Genomic DNA, 14,766 nt, shown 5'->3' on the forward strand with positions numbered 1-14,766 from the left:
GCATTGACCTAAACCATGATTGAGGTTGTAGGCTAACCTTAACGCATAAACGTTATGATTAAAACATAGGAGATGTCTTTTATGAAAACAGTTTTTATTACTGGTGGTGATAAAGGGATTGGCTTTGCCCTAGCACAAGCACTCGGCCAACAGGGCTGGCAAGTCATCATTAGTTCTCGCACCACCGCTCACGGTCAAAACGCCATCCGCGCATTAACTAGCGCCGGAATTGAGCACCCAACCGCAATCACTTTAGACCTAAACGATCCGACCAGCATCATGGCAGCGATTGAGACCTTGAGCAAACAAGCGCCCCATTTGACATTGCTGATCAACAACGCTGGCATTCCCGGCAGTCAAGCAGATAGTCTAACCGAATCTATTGATGATTTACGCACAACCATGCAGGTTAACTTTTTTGGCACGACTCAATTAACCCAGGGACTATTGCCACAGTTAGCTAAAAATAACGGTCGCATCATCAATGTCACAATTCCAACGGCACCCAATCCACACTGGAATCCGCTAGCCTACAAAGCTTCTAAGGCGGCTCAAAATGTCATGATGCAGACATTGGCGTTAGATCTACAAAAGCAGCATTCGCCGGTCGAAATTTTTAGCATTCATCCTGGACCAACCACGACTGACTTAAATGGAAATACTAAATTACCAGGTTTCCATTCGCCGGCAAATGTTGCCAAACAAATGGGCAAAATCATCGACGACGGTCAATCACATCAGGGACAATTCATTGAAATTTATCCCGAGCTAACCGGCATATCTTCCGTGGCTAAAGGCTTTTTCACCGGGCTTTTCAAACATTAAATCAACTTTCTGAGTTTTTTAATGGTAGATAATTAATCGGATCTGAGGTTTCCTGAAAGGTCCCCTAGTGGGCAATGCACTATCGAGGCTAATTATTGCTCAGTACCAAAGGATAGAGGAGCATCAATTCATATCAGAAATGCTAAAGGGTCTCCTCGAAGGCATTATTCTTCAGAAAATTGCCTAGCGTAAAACTTATGACCATGAGATCTCCCCACTTCTTAAGCGAATCAGGCTTTACCGACATTCCCGTGGATGCCATCTATCCAAGTTACTGCAACGCAAAAAATGGTTACTAGTCGACAAATGACCATCAGATAAAGATCCGGTCCGAAAAGCTTATCAACTCACCACCGGTACAGATTATTTAATTCAGTTCGGGGGGCAATGCCTTCATGCAATTACTGGATGAATTACCCTAATTGTTCCAGGAAGCCGCTAGCGATCACCAACCTTTAAATCAGATTGTCGATGATGTCCGATTGCCTTTGCCGAAGATCTATTACGCAAATACCAAAGTGAGACTTGAATGCAAAAAGCCCAGGCAAAACTGCAAAATCGGTTTGAACACTTGGCGGCTTAATCATGACGGCGACAATCAATATCGACAAATAATTTAATCACCATATCACAACGCACATTATTCGTTTTTTGTTTACTACCTCGCTTATACTGAAAACAAAGACGAAGGAGTGAGCAAAATGGAACAAACCTTAATGTTGATTAAACCTGATGGCGTTGCCACGGGACATATCGGTGAGGTAATCAGCCGGCTTGAACGACGCCAATTTACAATTACTGCCTTAAAAGTGGTCCCCAAAGCCACTACCGCCCAGCTAACCGCGCATTATGCGGATAAGGTAAATGAACCCTTTTTCCCGGGCCTAGTCAGTTACATGCAGTCTGGTCCGTTAGTTGCCTTGATTATTTCGGGGACTGACGTGGTCCACGCGTGCCATCAAATGGCCGGTGCAACGAAGCCCAGTGAGGCACTGCCGGGCACCATTCGCGGTGATTTCGGTCGCTTGTGGGACAATGGCACCATCAAAAACGTCGTTCACAGCTCTGATCGTGTCGAGGCCGCTGCTCATGAAATTGACATTTGGTTTCCAGAGTTAAGCGAACTTACGGAATCGTAACTAGCGCTAAATACCGTTTTTATCACTGATGACCTAACGCAACCAAAAAGTCCGCCCCCTTTAGCGACCAAATTTAGTCATGACTGCTACACTAATGATATCAAGTTAGGAGGGGTCTTGATGAACATTGGTCAACAAATCCGGCAACAGCGTGAGCAGCGTCACTGGTCCCAAACAGATCTATCAAAAAAAATTAGCAATTTCGCGGGAGTCGGTCTCAAAGTGGGAGAATGAAGCTTCCCTCCCCAGCTTCGCCAATGTTGTCCGGCTCAGTGAGATTTTCAACATAACGTTAGATGATTTAATTAAGGATGACCCGCATCTACTTGCGAATCTTGAACAACAGCCATCAAAACGTGGTGATATTGCTGTCATAACGATATTCATGGTCATTAGTCTGGGTTCACTAGTTGCTGGGGGGCTCAAGTTGTCAGTGGACGACTTACGTAATTGGTTGCAACCGTTGGGCATTGGGCTATTCATTTGGTTACTTTTCTCAATCAACTGGCGCAAATTCAAGCAAGTGATGACAACAAAAGTATACATTCTATCCATTGCTTGTTTCATTGTGTTTGGTTTTCCAAGTGTTTGGGATTTTATCATCAGTTTTATACAAGGCGTCATTGCTGGATTTAATCATAGTTAATTTTTTTATCACCATTGCAACAAAGGGTCGCCGTGCTACACTATGAAAAACGAATGAATTGAGGATTGGGACATGGCTTATCAAGTTGATTTTAAAAATGTGGCGACCACTGGTTTAGAGTCGTCGCCAGTTGCGGAATCATTAGCCGGTTTACGGGCCAACGAGGCTCGTTATTTCTGGAACAAATACAAGTTTGCTTATACCGTTTATCCAGCGCCGGAACGACAGACTGAAGTTGAGTGGATGAAACAACTGCTCAAGACCGAGCGCAATTTAGAATTTAGTTCACCGATTATTGAAGTCGCCGTGTATGAAGACGATCATCTCTACTGGCCAGAATTCATTTATCAAAATGGGATGATTTCAAATGTTCTGTATGAAAAAGATGGCGATAAGCCTAAGCGAGCCGTCGGAATTAAACTCTGTGAAGCAATGGATGTGCCAACCGAATTAGTCGACAAGTTTAAATTTGCCCATCAAAAATCTAAGTTAGCCGGGTCCATCCGCGGCAGTTTCTTTAAACTTAAACAAGAATGGCACTAGGTCCCACCGTGATTATGGCGATTTAAGCCAGTTCAGCTGTGACTCGTCCATGTCCAAAAAGCCCACGATCTTCAGTCAAGATCGTGGGCTTTTTAGCGTGATAGAAGCCAAATTAATTATTTACGTAATACTAGGCGACTTATCTAACCAATTGACCGGCGAACCAATCACGAAGTCCTGAACCAACATGATCAGATAAGAAGAGGATAAAGCGCTCCCGCAGTTTAACCTGATAACGTCGGCGGGGTCGCTGATCACTAACTGCTCGGAGCATGGTCTTAGAAACATCCGCCACCGTGTCAGTACTGTCAGCCAGAACTTTCGCATGATTTTCAGCCATGGTACGGTATGGCGAATTCAACGGTGTCGTTTCGAGTAAGTGTTGGTTGGAAATCGCCTGCCAATTTGTCTTCGTGTTGCCCGGTTCGACAATCACCACCTGGATGCCAAAGTCTTTCAGCTCAACTCGTAGCACATCGCTCATCGTTTCTAGTGCATGTTTAGAGATGTAGTACCAGCCACCTAATGCGCCATAGCTACGCCCAGCCATCGATGAAACGTTGATAATGCGGCCGTGCTTTTGCTTTCGCATGATGGGAGTGACCAACTGAATCAAATCAACAACCCCCATCAGGTTAACTTCCATCTGGTGTTGGGCCTCTGTGAGCGGCACCTCTTCCAAAGCGCCAAAAGAACCGTAACCGGCTGAATTAATTAAGACATCAATCCGTTGATAGCGTTTTTGAATATCGTGAATAAAGGCTTTCACGGATTCATGATCGGTCACATCTAGCTGATGTAAATCGATCTGTAACGCCGCCAACTCTGGATCCTCAACAATATGACGAGCGCCACCTACAACTTGGTAGCCTTGCTTAGCCAGATCAATCGCGGCTTGGCGACCAATCCCTGAGGTTGCGCCTGTTATTACAATAACTTTAGTCATAATAGATCTCCTTATTTTAACAGATAACATTATCTCTTAATGTCGAATTGAACTTTAACAGATAGCACTATCTGTTGTCAACTATTTCTGTTAAACTAATATACGAAGGAGATTGAATATGAAACCGAAAAATGAACAACTCCGCCAAAACATCCTTAAAGCAACAACTGAATTATTGATCACTGAAGGGGTTGCCGGAACTTCTACGTTACAAGTCGCTAAACGCATTCATGCCACTCAGTCCAATCTATATTCGTATTTTAAAAACAAAGAAGATTTACTCATTCAGACCTTCACCTACCATCAAGCCGCCTATATTGAAGCCATTCAAAGCGGCTGGACCAACGACTTGGCGCTCATTCCGGTAGCTAAGTTACTTGTAAAAAATATTTTGGTCTTCGGGATGGAACATTCCGATTCACTGAAAGTCATCTTACTCATGCGTCAGCAGCCCAAACTGCGATCCTTGTTGCCTAAAATTGAAGATGATGCATTTTTCACGGCGTTATTTACTCAACTTGAACACTTTCAACAACAAGGCATCATTAAACCGTTAAGTACTCAGTTTCTAGCCGAAAATATTTTTTCGATAACTGTGAATTTTATTCTCGGTCGGGAGGCAGAACCAGAACAGTTCAAAGATATTTCCGTCGCGGATGTGCAACAGTTAGCCTTAGATCTTGTGTTGTCGGTCAAAGGACAGCAGCTGAATGTTTAAAAAATAGTGGGACATAAGTCGCTCGGCTTATGTCCCACATCTTAGTTATTTAGGTTGGCAGTTAAATTTAGATTTTGGGTTTGCCCCACGCTCATGTATTCTCTAAAGTAACGCATTTTGTCACCAAAAATTGCCTATAAAGCTATTTTCGAACCCTTAAGGCATTATTTTTCATCTAAGCTGTTAATTACGATAGGATTAGTTAAACACGATTAAATCATCAAATGGAGGTGCCATGATGTTAGAAACCATTAAACGAGCCGAACATATGCTAGATCATGCCTCAGTCTTTCAGGTGGCAACTATTGATACACTTGGTTTCCCCAATATCGTGGCCTTGACTCCGTTATCATTGGACCGTTCGTTAGATAACATTCTCTTCTATACGACACACAGTTCATCGACCGTTAAAAATCTGGCAAACTCAACTAACGCAGCCATTTATTGTTTCGCTGAAGAGAGCCATTCTTCCTTGATGTTAAAGGGACGTTTTCTCATTGTCAGTCCGACCACTTTACCGGATCAATGGCAAAAAACGCTTAATCATTTTCAGCAATCACTCAATTACGATGATCCCGCAATTCTACGTTTCACTTCTTTAGCCGTTAAGGTGAGAGAAGCCGGTCAGATTACTTATTCGGATTTACAGGAATAAAAATCTGTCACTGAAATTAAACGTTTAAATACCAATCTGAACATCCTTTGGCCTTTTTAAATCAATCAATTTCTTTCGTCGATCATACTTTCATGGTAACAATATCCACAAAAAAGCAGATCTAGAAATCGCGACATGTGATTTCTAGATCTGCTTTTTGGAAATTTCCACTTAAAATTTTCAACCCACTAAACTAATTCTAATCCACTATCGTGTTGTTCAGCGGATTTTACAATTCGATCTGCAACAATAACATCAAGGGCCGCTGTACCAACTGTTTTAAATATCGTGATTTCTTGATCATCTTGGCGACCCTTGATACGTCTGTTAATAACTTGACCCAATTCACCATCAAAGGCGTTGTGCTTCAATTGTCCCTGCTTAAGTGGTTGAATCATATCTCCAGCCTCTGACAGAACACCATCCATCGTATCAAAGATAATGTGGTCCGCCTTCTGGAGTGCTTCAACTGGTAATTCACACATTTCAGGAGTATAGGCACCCACACCATTGATATGTGTGCCAGGTTTTATTAATGATCCATTGAAAGTTGCTTTTTTGGATGTCGTTACAGTTGTAATAATATCTGCTGTACCAACTACTGAATTCGGATTATCCACAACTTCAAATGATGCCTCAAAACGTCCATCAAACCTTTTCGCCGCTTCCTGACAAAATGCTAAGGCACGGTCATGATCTATATCGGCAACATAGACGGTTTTCAGTGTTCTGACTGTTAGCATTGCCTCTAACTGGGACATTCCCTGACCGCCAGTCCCAATCAATAATGCTACTTTAGCATCATTGCGTGCCAATATGTCGGTTGCAGCTCCCTGAACTGCCCCAGTGCGAAGTTGCGTCAAGTATGTCCCATCTAAAATAGCACTTACAATGCCTGTTTGTGCATCCAGAGTCACCATAGTTGCTGGCACGCTTGGCAGTCCAGCCTTGATGTTATTTGGATAAACTGAAACGATTTTAACACCAAGTGCTGGTGCACTTCCGCTTACGTACCCTGGCATATAAAGGCTTTGCCCATTATGCTCTGGAACATCAATATTAGTTCTTAAAGGAATGTCTGCTCTTCCTGAAGAATAAAGACTTAGAGCCTCTTTATCTGCTTCAATTGCATCCCCCATTGTGAAAATCTTTTTTATTTCGTTAGCTGATAAATATCTCATGTTTATTCTCCTTTGCCGCTTTCGCTGGCAACCTCCTGACGATTTCCTAGGTACAAAGAAATAGCAGAATAGAGTAACACCACGATTACAATCCATTGGATAACCGCAGTATTGAGACTCTTAACTAGAAACACTGCAGTTAGTACCCCCACAATGCCAAAGACAGAAAACATTGTGATCTTACGAGAATAATCATTCAGCTTAATGAACTGCATACTTCCAATTGAAACCGAGAAAGTGCAGCCACCCATCATAATTGGAAAAGCGGCAACTGGATTCATACCCATCGCGTATACCGTTGCCATAGTCAGCGCGTATGAACCAATTCCAATATTGTTTAAGGCCCCATAAGTAAACATCAGAAAACCAGTTGTAATTAATTTCCAACCATACAGCTCAGTTGCTGTTCCGTTAGAAGGAATCCAGCCAAACTTTCCGGCCAAGATTAAAGCAGTGGCAACAATCAGACCAACAATTACAAAATTTCGAATGACGCGCTCTGGTAATTTAACCACGAAACGGGGGCCTAAATATGCCCCGATCACTTGACAGACAATACAAACCAGTAAAGTTTTAATGCCAACAGAAATATTAGTAATGTAGGCCAAAGACATTACAAACACTGGAATAACACATTGTGTGTTTAAAGTTCCTGGCAGTTTTTTCATTGTTACCCATTTAGCTTTTGGATAAATTGCAGTCGAAATAGCAAAATCCGAAATGCCAAATGTAGATAGAAAATAAATAACTGCTTGTGAAACTGGTGTCCAAATATTACTAGCAGGTTCCTGCATAACTTCGTCCTTGTGTCTTAATAGGTCGCGTACAAACACAAAGATAAATAATAAATTAATTAAAATAATGGCCGTGATTAAGGCAATTAGCATGATTTTTCCCCTTAATTATTATCAAAGTAGACGTCACGCACCCCTTCTAAATCTGAACCAAATTTCTTTTCGGCTTCATCATTTAACAATGAAAGAGTACGCAAATTATATGCATCATGTAATACGTATTCTTGTGCTAAAAAAACCATTGATGTATTTTTTGTCCAAATAACATCTGTATTAACTGAATGAGCAGGCAGTTTACCGTAAACAACTTCTTGTCCGTCCGAAATGACGTTTACCCAACGACCCCCATAATCCAACACCTTATCGGCTTCAAAAAAATGCTTATAAAATCTTCTAAAGGGCAACTCGTAGCGATGATGTTGACTAAATAAGATAACAACAAACTCGTGAAGTCGGTTTTCAGCGTCAGCCAGCGCTTGGATAATAGCTGGTGTCAAATCTTCAGAATAAATTTGTACATACAGGCTCTTCTTGGCATTTTGAACCTGAAATAAGATCTTTTCGAAAACTTGATCATAATGTTCTAATGACCACATTGACCCATCACTAGTAAATGATCCCAAGCCAGATAAACTTGTTTCAATACTTGAAATATCTTCAAGGGCTTCTGTCTTTAAACGACTAACTAACTCATCCACAGGAATTGCTGTATACAATGGCGTTTCGTTCTTAGACTGAAGCACAAAGTGTTTGTCTTCCAACGAAGACAAGATATTATAAATTTTTGATCGAGCAACTCCTGAAAGCTTGCTAACTTTGTAACCTGTCGATGCGTCCATCTGCAATAAGGTCACATACACTTTGGCCTCGCTCTCCGTTAGGCCAAAGCGCATCAGTAATTCTGTTGATTGTGTCATAATATCCTCAAAAAATAGTAGCTACCATTGGGTACTACTATATAGTCTTTCAATTTATTTGTCTATACTTTGTGATTTATTATTCTAATTTAAAATGTATAACTATCCGCATTATAGTTCATTATTCGTTATTTAAAAGCGAGCAGAAATATCTAGAAAACCATGCAATACCTGTGATCTCGACAATAATTTCAAAGCTCAATTTCATCACCGCGTCTCATCTTTTAACTAACGTAGATCGCATAATCGGTCTGATATATTCCATATCAATTAAACAAAGCGCAGTTAATCACAATTTTTCATTGATTCGCCTCACCGCTTTCATCTAATTTTTCAACTGCGTCAACTTTTGGAAAGATTAATTCTATCGTATTGGAAAAAGCACAAATAGATAATAATCTCCCGAAATAATGAAAGCGTTGTCGTTTGACGAGTTAAGTGATATTCTCAATTCGTAATCTTGAGTACTCAAGTAGTCAAATAAAAGAAAGGAGCCTTTATGCCTCTTAATACATCATTATTCAATGCAAGAATCAGCATACAAGAACAAATAGCCGCTGATATTCGACAAGACATCTTTAAAAATCGATCAATTGGTGACCGATTACCAAGTGAAGCAGAATTCGTAAAACAATATCATGTTGCCCGTACAACCATTCAACGGTCTTTAAAGGAACTTGAAGAACAAGGCGTCATTGAACGAATCCATGGAAAAGGTAGTTACGTCAAATTGAAGAAACCCCAAATTGACATGTTTAATTTTTCGGGTTTCTCAGACTATGCGAGACGTATTGGCGCGACACCTGTCACTAAAATCATTAACAAGACTATCCAAGGAATCGGAAACGACCAGGTGTTACAGCTAACGCGTCTTAGAGGTATTCAACAGGAAAATGAAGTTACGCAACTTACAATCGATGAATCCCGACTACGACTGTCACAATTCCCCGGTTTAGAGAACTACGACCTAGAAACACGTTCCCTGTATGAAACACTTCGTCAAAAATACAATGTGAATCCAGCTACTGCCAATCTCAGTGTTACGGCAATCTTACCATCAGTAACGCAAATCGAATTATTGGAAGAGAGCGAACGCAACCCTTTATTAGAAGTAGCTGGGAACGTAGTCACTTATGAAAACGAACTGGTTGAGCATGTCAAAATCATTTACAGCAGTTCAGCAAATTTTAAATTCATTGTGGGGGTCTAATCATGATCACAACGTCAAAAGACAAAATTTTAGGAACCTTATATGGCCAAGCCATTGGAGATGCGATGGGCATGCCATCAGAGCTATGGCCTGTCCAACAAATTCGTGATTACTTTTCCGATAAAATTACTGATTTTCTAGATGGCCCACAGACAAATGATATCGCTTTAAATTTCACTAAGGGTCAATATACAGATGACACAAACCAAGCATTAGTAATCTTAGATGCACTAATCGAAACAGATTGGCATCCAAATCAACAAATCCTAGTAAATCATATTATGCGATGGGCGGATGAAATTGGCGCATGGTCAAACAATATTTTAGGGCCTAGCTCAAAAGCGGCTCTCCTTGCAATTCGAGAAGGTGAAAACCCACGTCCCATTACTGATAAAGCCTTAACTAATGGTTGTGCTATGCGAATTGCACCGATTGGCAGTTTATACAGGCCAGACCAAATGAACGACCTTATCCAGATGGTCTACGAAGTCACACGAATCACCCACTCATCTGATGTTGCATTTTCTGGTGCGGCGATGGTTGCAGCAATGGTCACGGCTGGCTTGGCTGACTACAGCTGGGACAACATGATTGACTATGCGATTAAAGCTTCGGACAAAGCCTTTCAACTTGGTGCACCAACTTGGGCCGCGTCTAACCGTGAACGCTTGCGAGTTGGGTTAGATCTAGCTAATCGCTATCAACAGGATGAAGACAAATTTGCATCAGCAATTTATGAAACGGTCGGGACTGGAACACCAATCAGCGAATCAATCCCAGCTGCCGTTGCAATTGCTTACTATACAAAGGATGTTGAAAAATGTGCTCTCCTTTGTGCAAACCTTGGTGGTGATACGGATACCATCGGAGCGATGGCCACAGCAATCTGTGGATCAAAAAACGGATACAAGTCGATTAACCCCGATTGGATTACCACAATTGATGACAAGAACCCAGAGCATGATATTAGCGCTTATGTTCCGAAGATCGAAAGATTTCGGGCAGAAAATAGTCGTCGTGATTTTTCTTAAAGTTAAACCGTTCTTGGAGGCGAAAGAAAAATGGACAATGAAGAAATTAAGGTTTTAGATGCAGACAAAACATTAACACCCGGTAAGTTGTTCTATAACTGGTTTGCTGCAAATATTGGAATTATGGGGATCGTATTTGGAGCAATGATTGTAAGCTATCACCTCTCCTTTTTTCAAGCAACACTTGCGTCACTTGTGGGAGCACTCTCATTCGCAATTCCTGGATGGGTAGCTGCGATTGGCAAGAAAAATGGGATTACAACTTTCAAAATGTCACGTGCTGCCTACGGAGTTAGTGGAAATAAAATTCCCAACGCCCTAGCATGGGTCAATATGGTCGGTTGGTTAGCAGTTAATGTAGTCACGGGATCGCTGTTAATTATCTCCTTGTTTGATGTTATGCATATTAGTAAAACCGCCTTTAGTACAGCCGGTGCACTCTTTATTTTCGCCATATTAGTTCTACTATCCGGTCTCGTTAAAGAAGAAACATTAGGGAAAATTCAAACTTGGATTTCATATATCTTTGGTGCGTTAACATTATTAATCCTAATCATTTTTCTAATAAAAGCCGATTGGGACAAAGCATTATCGATGCCTAGCGGAAAGTGGCTCAGCGGCTTCTGGCCTGCTGTGTCAATTGTGGCTGCAGGTTCAGGAATTAGCTGGTCTATGGCCGCTGCTGACTGGGGCGCTTACGTAAGACCTTCAGCATCCCACAGATCAGTTTTCTGGAATACAACGCTTGGTGGCGCAATCCCATTATTTATCCTAATGTTTGGCGGTGTTTTATTAAGCACTGTCGAACCATCACTTGCCACCGCTTCAAATCCAATTGACGTGATGTATCACGCTTTGCCTTCTTGGCTATCACTAATTTATTTTATAGTCGCGGCTGGGGGTTTAATCCCTCAATGTATCATTAGTCTTCTATCTGCCAGAATTAATCTAGCCACTATCGGCATTAACGTTTCGCAACGAACCTCCTTAGGCATTCACGGTGCTATTGTGATTCTCATTCCGATTTACGTTTTATTCATTTCTGGTGATTTTCTCGCCAATTTTGAGTTGTTTCTTGGTTTTCTTGGTATTTGCTTGGCTGCTTGGGTTGCCATTTTTCTGTGCGATAACGTTATGTATCGTCAATCCGGCTATGTCATAACTGACCTTGAAGCTAATTCCAAGAACAAATTCAACTGGAAAGGTGTCACCTCGTGGCTAATTTCCGTTATTGTTGGTTTCCTCTTTACAAATAATGCAATTTGGAATGGTCCATTCGCTTATGGGATTTTTAAAGATAATAGTTTGGGAGTTTTTATCGCCGGAATTGCTGCAGTAATTTGTATGTTTATCCTTCGCTCAATTAACCCAAGGAGCGTGTCATAAATGATCGCCACAAACAAAAAAATTTTGGTTACCGGTGCAATTTTTGTTGATATCATTGTTGGACTCACGAGACTTCCTAAAACCGGTGAAGACATCACTGGTCAAATGAAGTCAGTTAAAGTTGGCGGCTCTGCATATAATGTTCAAAGTGCAATCGCTTACTTGAAAGGAAATAGTGATCTCTTTGCCCCCATTGGGAAGGGCCCTTACGCCGATATCATTAGACACGAATTTAAACGCCGTAACTTCACGCAATCTTTAATTGATGAACGTGCTGACAACGGCTGGGACATTTCATTTATTGAAAAAGACGGCGAACGTACATTTTTAACCGTTCAAGGAATTGAACAAATGTACCAGCGGAGGTGGTTTTCACAAGTTAATCTTCACGATTATGACTATATTTACGTATCTGGGTATGAACTAGAAAACGATCAGTCCGCAATAATATTGTTGGACGAATTGGGTAAAAGAAAACGTGATGCAAAAGTATTGTTCGATGCCTCTCCGCGTTTAGCATACATCTCTGAATCATTGATTAAGCGCCTTCTACGACCAGGAACCATCGTTCACTGTAATGAAGCAGAAGCAAATATTTTAGCTCATACAACTGATTCCTATGCTCTCGCAGCAAAGAAGATATTTGATATGACACAAGAACCTGTGGTAATTACACTGGGCTCTGCTGGCACGTTCTTCTTGACCTATAATGATCAAGCGCTCATTCCCGCTGAACACATACCGATTATCAATACAATCGGTGCTGGGGATTCACACTGTGGAGCATTTTTAGCTGGATTATCGTCAGGAATGTCCATTCGGGAAAGCATCAAACAGGCTAATCATGTGTCTGCTCTTGTTGTAAATCAAGAGAGTGGTGCCCTCGAATAATCAAGTTAAAGTTCGGCCAAAGAAAAGTTTAAGCGGCGGTCATTGACGTAAGAATCCTAAGCCATGGGCTACTCCTTTATTAAAATCCTGAGGTAAATCAAAAAAACAACACGTTTAACCAATATATTTAATCATTTATCGATATTATTCAATTTTTACTGAAGAGTTCTTTATTTTAAAATCTACGTTATCTAAATCAATGAAGGCGCCTAAAGAGTATAATTTTCGAATAGATATCCAATATAAAGGACGGAGTCACAATAAAACATGTCCGTTTTCACACATCCACGTAAATTCTCACTTCGTGTGACGATCATCTCAGTTGTCTTGCTCACTGTTACCAGTTCTCTGTTAGCCGCTGGACTATTGGCCTCTCATAATGTAGCTAAATCGCAACGACAATCCATTAAACGCAACATCCAAAGCACTGCTACGATTGTTTCTGAGAGCAATGTTGTCAAAAATCATCTAAGCCAGGCAACCCCTAGCAAGTCTGGCAATATCCAAAAATATGCAACACGAATACAAGCCGCCACTAAAGTCGACTTCATCGTTGTTATGAATCAACAACTCATTCGGTATTCTCACCCAGACCAACAAGTCATTGGTAAACATTTCAGTTCTTTAAACGATGCAGCTAAATCACTTCATGGTAGGATTCACTTTTCTCGTGAAACCGGCGTGTTAGGCAATGGTTACCGTATTTTTAAACCGATCTATGATAACCACAATCATCAAATTGGCATTGTCTGTGTAGGGTTAACCGAAAAATCCATTAACACAGATATTCGAACCGCAGAATGGCCAATTATCTTAGGATCATTGCTTGGCTTAATCATTGGTATAATTGCAGCATGGCTATTAGGGACGCATGTTCGTCGACTTTTACTAGGTATGGAACCACAAGAGATTGCCACACGAGTCACGGAATTATCTGTTATTAATGAAAGCATGTCTGAAGGTTTAATTGCCATCGATCAAAATCGCCAGTTAATCGCAGCTAATCACATTGCCCAGTCTTTATTTCCTGAATTGGCTATTGGCGAGCCACTGCCTGACGACTTATTCACCGCATTATTTAGTCAGTCTTTTGCTGGAGCTAATCCCACTATTAATGAATCAGTCCTGGTTCAGTCTAAGGAGCTAATCGTCTCCACTACTCCTTTGATTTCTGCACACAAACGCTTGGGCAATATGGCTCTATTACGCGATCGTTCTGAATATCAATTACTTGCTGATCAATTAGCTGGAACGACCCAATATATCCAAGCACTGCGTGCGCAGACACACGAATTTTTGAATAAATTACAAGCCATTTCAGGTTTAATCGAACTTCATCAATACAAGGATGTCCAACGCTTTATAACAACTACGACGTCTAGTTACCAAGCTGAGTTCGGTAATTTAAACACCCATGTCCAATCGCCTGCTGTGGCAGGGTTTCTCATGGGAAAATTAAATCAAGCACACGAGCAACAGGTTGATCTGACCATTACCCCTGATAGTTTGCTGCCCCGATCGATCGTTTCTGAATCACTCAGTACCGATTTAATTAAAATTTTGGGGAATTTAATCGACAATGCAATTGATGCAGTCAATGTCGGCAAAGTTTCCCAGCCAAGGATTACTACTTCAATAAATTATGATCAGGAAAGTAATGTTTTAATCATTGAGGTAGCAGATAATGGTGATGGCATTGATAATCGTGTCAAAGCGCATATGTTTGAACAACATTATTCCACTAAAGGCTTAGACCGCGGGTATGGTCTCACTCTAGTTAGACAAGTGATTGACACACATCACGGTTATCTTTCAGTTGTTAGTAATCCGGGTAGCGGCACTACCTTTTATATTGAACTTCCAGTTTCACCAAATATTTCTTAG

At 41.1% G+C, this 14,766-nt stretch carries 15 protein-coding genes; 11 read left to right on the top strand and 4 right to left on the bottom strand.

Annotation, left to right across the window (positions count from 1 at the left end; all coding sequences use genetic code 11):
- Positions 1-81 precede the first annotated feature (81 nt).
- The 4 genes from AC27FN_RS07365 (at position 82) to AC27FN_RS07380 (ending at position 3,153) form a co-directional block, all read left to right on the top strand.
- A complete protein-coding gene (locus AC27FN_RS07365; protein ID WP_487167359.1) occupies positions 82-825 on the top strand; it encodes an SDR family NAD(P)-dependent oxidoreductase in 744 nt (247 codons plus the stop codon).
- Positions 826-1,526: 701 nt separating this feature from the next.
- The gene (locus AC27FN_RS07370; protein ID WP_487167360.1) at positions 1,527-1,964 is read left to right on the top strand and encodes a nucleoside-diphosphate kinase; all 438 of its coding nucleotides are present in this window, start codon (positions 1,527-1,529) and stop codon (positions 1,962-1,964) included.
- Positions 1,965-2,091: 127 nt separating this feature from the next.
- Positions 2,092-2,610, top strand: a complete 519-nt coding sequence (locus tag AC27FN_RS07375; RefSeq protein WP_487167361.1) for a helix-turn-helix transcriptional regulator — start codon at positions 2,092-2,094, stop codon at positions 2,608-2,610.
- A 72-nt stretch (positions 2,611-2,682) separates the two neighbouring features.
- On the top strand, positions 2,683-3,153 hold the full coding sequence (locus tag AC27FN_RS07380) for a phage tail protein (protein WP_487167362.1): 471 nt from the start codon (positions 2,683-2,685) through the stop codon (positions 3,151-3,153).
- 139 nt (positions 3,154-3,292) lie between these two features.
- Here AC27FN_RS07380 and AC27FN_RS07385 read toward each other — a convergent pair whose 3' ends face one another.
- Complete coding sequence (locus tag AC27FN_RS07385) at positions 3,293-4,099, bottom strand: SDR family NAD(P)-dependent oxidoreductase (RefSeq protein ID WP_487167363.1); 807 nt, start codon at positions 4,097-4,099, stop codon at positions 3,293-3,295.
- A gap of 118 nt (positions 4,100-4,217) precedes the next feature.
- Between AC27FN_RS07385 and AC27FN_RS07390 the strand changes: the two genes are divergently transcribed.
- A complete protein-coding gene (locus AC27FN_RS07390) occupies positions 4,218-4,817 on the top strand; it encodes a TetR/AcrR family transcriptional regulator (RefSeq protein ID WP_487167364.1) in 600 nt (199 codons plus the stop codon).
- A gap of 238 nt (positions 4,818-5,055) precedes the next feature.
- Positions 5,056-5,472 (top strand): pyridoxamine 5'-phosphate oxidase family protein, encoded by a 417-nt coding sequence (locus AC27FN_RS07395; protein ID WP_487167365.1) that lies wholly within the window; start codon positions 5,056-5,058, stop codon positions 5,470-5,472.
- 188 nt (positions 5,473-5,660) lie between these two features.
- On the opposite strand, the gene AC27FN_RS07400 is transcribed toward AC27FN_RS07395, so the two are convergent.
- Genes AC27FN_RS07400 through AC27FN_RS07410 form a run of 3 tightly spaced genes read right to left on the bottom strand, consistent with a single transcriptional unit; the run spans position 5,661 to position 8,364 of the window.
- Positions 5,661-6,653, bottom strand: a complete 993-nt coding sequence (locus AC27FN_RS07400; protein ID WP_487167366.1) for an ornithine cyclodeaminase family protein — start codon at positions 6,651-6,653, stop codon at positions 5,661-5,663.
- A gap of 2 nt (positions 6,654-6,655) precedes the next feature.
- A complete protein-coding gene (locus tag AC27FN_RS07405; protein ID WP_487167367.1) occupies positions 6,656-7,540 on the bottom strand; it encodes a sulfite exporter TauE/SafE family protein in 885 nt (294 codons plus the stop codon).
- 11 nt (positions 7,541-7,551) lie between these two features.
- Positions 7,552-8,364 (bottom strand): TrmB family transcriptional regulator, encoded by an 813-nt coding sequence (locus tag AC27FN_RS07410; protein WP_487167368.1) that lies wholly within the window; start codon positions 8,362-8,364, stop codon positions 7,552-7,554.
- A gap of 499 nt (positions 8,365-8,863) precedes the next feature.
- Here AC27FN_RS07410 and AC27FN_RS07415 point away from each other — a divergent pair, with 499 nt between their 5' ends.
- The 5 genes from AC27FN_RS07415 (at position 8,864) to AC27FN_RS07435 (ending at position 14,766) form a co-directional block, all read left to right on the top strand.
- Positions 8,864-9,574 carry a GntR family transcriptional regulator gene (locus AC27FN_RS07415; protein ID WP_487167369.1) on the top strand — a complete coding sequence of 237 codons (711 nt, stop codon included), beginning with the start codon at positions 8,864-8,866 and terminating at the stop codon, positions 9,572-9,574.
- Between the two features lie 2 nt (positions 9,575-9,576).
- Positions 9,577-10,605, top strand: a complete 1,029-nt coding sequence (locus AC27FN_RS07420) for an ADP-ribosylglycohydrolase family protein (RefSeq protein ID WP_487167370.1) — start codon at positions 9,577-9,579, stop codon at positions 10,603-10,605.
- A gap of 30 nt (positions 10,606-10,635) precedes the next feature.
- Positions 10,636-11,991, top strand: coding sequence for a purine-cytosine permease family protein (locus AC27FN_RS07425; protein ID WP_487167371.1), 1,356 nt, complete (start codon positions 10,636-10,638; stop codon positions 11,989-11,991).
- Positions 11,992-12,882: a PfkB family carbohydrate kinase gene (locus AC27FN_RS07430; protein ID WP_487167372.1), complete on the top strand. Its 891-nt coding sequence runs from the start codon at positions 11,992-11,994 to the stop codon at positions 12,880-12,882.
- A 267-nt stretch (positions 12,883-13,149) separates the two neighbouring features.
- On the top strand, positions 13,150-14,766 hold the full coding sequence (locus AC27FN_RS07435) for an ATP-binding protein (protein ID WP_487167373.1): 1,617 nt from the start codon (positions 13,150-13,152) through the stop codon (positions 14,764-14,766).

Source organism: Furfurilactobacillus sp. W61-4, from assembly GCF_057545565.1.

Coding starts and splice junctions, on each gene's coding strand:
- AC27FN_RS07425 (WP_487167371.1), top strand. CDS start 10,636: ATGGACAATGAAGAAATTAAGGTTTTAGATGCAGACAAAACATTAACA.
- AC27FN_RS07420 (WP_487167370.1), top strand. CDS start 9,577: ATGATCACAACGTCAAAAGACAAAATTTTAGGAACCTTATATGGCCAA.
- AC27FN_RS07380 (WP_487167362.1), top strand. CDS start 2,683: ATGGCTTATCAAGTTGATTTTAAAAATGTGGCGACCACTGGTTTAGAG.
- AC27FN_RS07385 (WP_487167363.1), bottom strand. CDS start 4,099: ATGACTAAAGTTATTGTAATAACAGGCGCAACCTCAGGGATTGGTCGC.
- AC27FN_RS07405 (WP_487167367.1), bottom strand. CDS start 7,540: ATGCTAATTGCCTTAATCACGGCCATTATTTTAATTAATTTATTATTT.
- AC27FN_RS07415 (WP_487167369.1), top strand. CDS start 8,864: ATGCCTCTTAATACATCATTATTCAATGCAAGAATCAGCATACAAGAA.
- AC27FN_RS07400 (WP_487167366.1), bottom strand. CDS start 6,653: ATGAGATATTTATCAGCTAACGAAATAAAAAAGATTTTCACAATGGGG.
- AC27FN_RS07435 (WP_487167373.1), top strand. CDS start 13,150: ATGTCCGTTTTCACACATCCACGTAAATTCTCACTTCGTGTGACGATC.
- AC27FN_RS07370 (WP_487167360.1), top strand. CDS start 1,527: ATGGAACAAACCTTAATGTTGATTAAACCTGATGGCGTTGCCACGGGA.
- AC27FN_RS07365 (WP_487167359.1), top strand. CDS start 82: ATGAAAACAGTTTTTATTACTGGTGGTGATAAAGGGATTGGCTTTGCC.
- AC27FN_RS07430 (WP_487167372.1), top strand. CDS start 11,992: ATGATCGCCACAAACAAAAAAATTTTGGTTACCGGTGCAATTTTTGTT.
- AC27FN_RS07410 (WP_487167368.1), bottom strand. CDS start 8,364: ATGACACAATCAACAGAATTACTGATGCGCTTTGGCCTAACGGAGAGC.
- AC27FN_RS07395 (WP_487167365.1), top strand. CDS start 5,056: ATGTTAGAAACCATTAAACGAGCCGAACATATGCTAGATCATGCCTCA.
- AC27FN_RS07390 (WP_487167364.1), top strand. CDS start 4,218: ATGAAACCGAAAAATGAACAACTCCGCCAAAACATCCTTAAAGCAACA.